This is a genomic window from Halorubrum tibetense, assembly GCF_042661865.1.
Classification (GTDB): domain Archaea; phylum Halobacteriota; class Halobacteria; order Halobacteriales; family Haloferacaceae; genus Halorubrum; species Halorubrum tibetense.
Map to the genome: position 1 here is coordinate 1 of NZ_JBHSWW010000348.1, position 2,210 is coordinate 2,210.

Annotated in this window: 3 protein-coding genes; all 3 read right to left on the reverse strand. The window is 66.4% G+C overall.

Annotated elements, in window-relative coordinates; all coding sequences use genetic code 11:
* Positions 1-217 precede the first annotated feature (217 nt).
* Positions 218-703 carry a type IV pilin domain-containing protein gene (locus tag ACFQEU_RS14820; protein ID WP_417448544.1) on the reverse strand — a complete coding sequence of 162 codons (486 nt, stop codon included), beginning with the start codon at positions 701-703 and terminating at the stop codon, positions 218-220.
* A gap of 248 nt (positions 704-951) precedes the next feature.
* Entirely contained in the window at positions 952-1,830 is an 879-nt protein-coding gene (locus ACFQEU_RS14825; protein WP_379783409.1) for a TIGR01548 family HAD-type hydrolase, read from the reverse strand.
* Between the two features lie 99 nt (positions 1,831-1,929).
* The coding region (locus tag ACFQEU_RS14830) for a UPF0146 family protein (protein ID WP_379783411.1) at positions 1,930-2,210 on the reverse strand (281 nt) is incomplete at its 5' end.

A 2,210-nucleotide genomic window follows, 5' to 3' on the forward strand; every position in this document is an offset into this window, starting at 1 on the left:
CGCCCGGAGGGCGCGAACCGTCCGCACGAGGGAGTCGGCGGCGGCCGAGCGGAGCGAGGCCGACGACGACGAGGCTGGGGAGGCGTGAGGTGCGGTTGCGGTGTGTAGAGCTTCGGCTACGTTCCTCCAGCGTCGTCGGTAATATATAAGTATCCGACGAGGACGCCCGAACTCAGTATATAAGTAATCGACTCACTGTGAATCGAAAAGAACCCCGTTAGTCGAAGGTGAACGAGTCGATATCCCCATCAACGGAGTCGATCCCATCGACCTCAAACGTCCGGTCGAGGAGGATCGAGTCGCTCGGCGTGTGAATGATCCGGACGCGGATGTCGCTGCTCGCCCCCTCATCGTGATTGATATCGAACGTCCCCGACTCCGTGTCGCCGACACTGAACCGCTCGTCGAACTGTCCGGTCGCCTGAGTGCTGTTCGTGGCGTCCGAGACGACGATACGGAGGTCACCGCTCGCGATGGCGTCGCCGCCGTTGTGTTCGACGGTTATCGTGCCGTCAGTACCGTCCTCACCGACATCGACGCTCAGCTGTGCGGTCGGCTGGTTGTCGCCCAGCGAGTCGCCGAGTCCGAGGACGAACGTCCCGATGACCGCCGCGAGGATGACCGTGATGGCGACCATGAGAATGACGCCTATAACGGGACTCACTGCGCGGTCGTCGTTGCCGAAGATGTTGTGATAATTCATTGATGTGCGCCAGTCTCATGCCGGCGAACGGTAGCGGGAGCGGGGCCGCCGTCGACCCGAACCGATCCCCCGATCGCTCGGCTGCTGGTTAGTTTAAGAGAGGTGGCAAGTATATATGAAGGTTCGTGCGCGAGTATCGGTCGTGATAACCAGCGGGCGGCCCCTCAAACGTCTGGTTTCGGCGTGTGAGGTTCGACCTGCGGGAGTTACTTATAAACTTTCGTCGGAAGCAGGGGCAGCACCCGATCTCAGGGGTCGACGGCTTCGAGGAGGTCGACCAGTCCGTTCACGTCGTCGAGCACCGCATCGGCCCCGTCCGCGCTGAACGCGCGACGACCGTCCTCGCCCGTCAGTCCGCCGGTGAGGACGCCGATCCCGTAGTACACTCGGTCGTCGTCGGTTCGATCGGCATGTCGCGCTGTCCGGACGTCATCGAGGGTGTCGCCGGCGAACGCGACCCGCTCGGCGTCCAGCCGGTCGGCGAGCGCGATCAACCCCTCCGGGTCGGGCTTGCCGGCCTCGGGGTCGTCCATCGTGATGCGGTGAGCGTCGGGGATGTCGAGACCGACGCGTTCCAAGGCGATCTCGGCCTCTGCCGCCGGACGACCGGTCAAGACGCCCACCGCGAAGCGGTCGGTGAGGTGATCGATCGTGTCGGGGTCGACGAGCGTCGCCTCGTCGGTGATGTACCCCGGGGCGGACACCGGCGGATCGCCGCCCTCGAGCTCGCGGTACAGCTCCTCGCCGAGGTACAGGGCCTGAAAGGTGTCGCGGAGGCGATCGGTGTCCCACTGGTCGCGGACCCGCGCCTGCGCCACGCTCGGGAGCTCGGCGACGACGCGTTTGGCCGCCTCGATCCCGCCGTCGTCGTCCGCGGCGATTCGGTCCGTGAACTCCTCGACGTCCATCCGGAGCCCTTCGCGCCGGGCCAACACGAACAGCGCGGCCGCGTCGGTCAGCTCCCAGTCGTCGTTGAACCCGCCGGCGTTCTTGAACGACTGGACGGCCTCGCGGTCGATGCTCTTCCCGCACACCCGGTCGACCGCCTCGATGATCGCCCGTCGATACGAGTCCGCGACGTCGACCAACACCCCGTCGATGTCGAGGACGACTGCGTCGACCTGCATACCCGTACGCCAGCCGGCGGAGGCCATGAACGTTCGGATCTCGGAACGATAATTCTCCCGACGACGGCGGCGATCGGTCCCCGCAGCGACGACCGGCCTCTACGGCGGCGACACGTCGTGGTCCGTCGGCTGTACGTCCCCGTCCGGCGGCCGGACGACGAACACGGTCGATCCCGCCAGCGACTTCGGCTCCACGGCGACGACCGGCTGTTCGAACCCGAGCGTGGTGAACAGGCACGTCGCCCCGAGCGCGCGAGCGAGCGTGACCGTCGGCCGCTGGAGCTCCGCGGGGAGGTTGAGCGCGTACACCGCGTCGAACCCCGTGGGATCGGTCGTCACCCCATCAGCGATGGCGTCGGCGAGCGCCGACGGGGGGTCGG

Bases quoted from the DNA above. Each gene is read 5' to 3' on its own strand.
- ACFQEU_RS14825 (WP_379783409.1), bottom strand. From the start codon at position 1,830: ATGCAGGTCGACGCAGTCGTCCTCGACATCGACGGGGTGTTGGTCGAC.
- ACFQEU_RS14820 (WP_417448544.1), bottom strand. From the start codon at position 703: ATGAATTATCACAACATCTTCGGCAACGACGACCGCGCAGTGAGTCCC.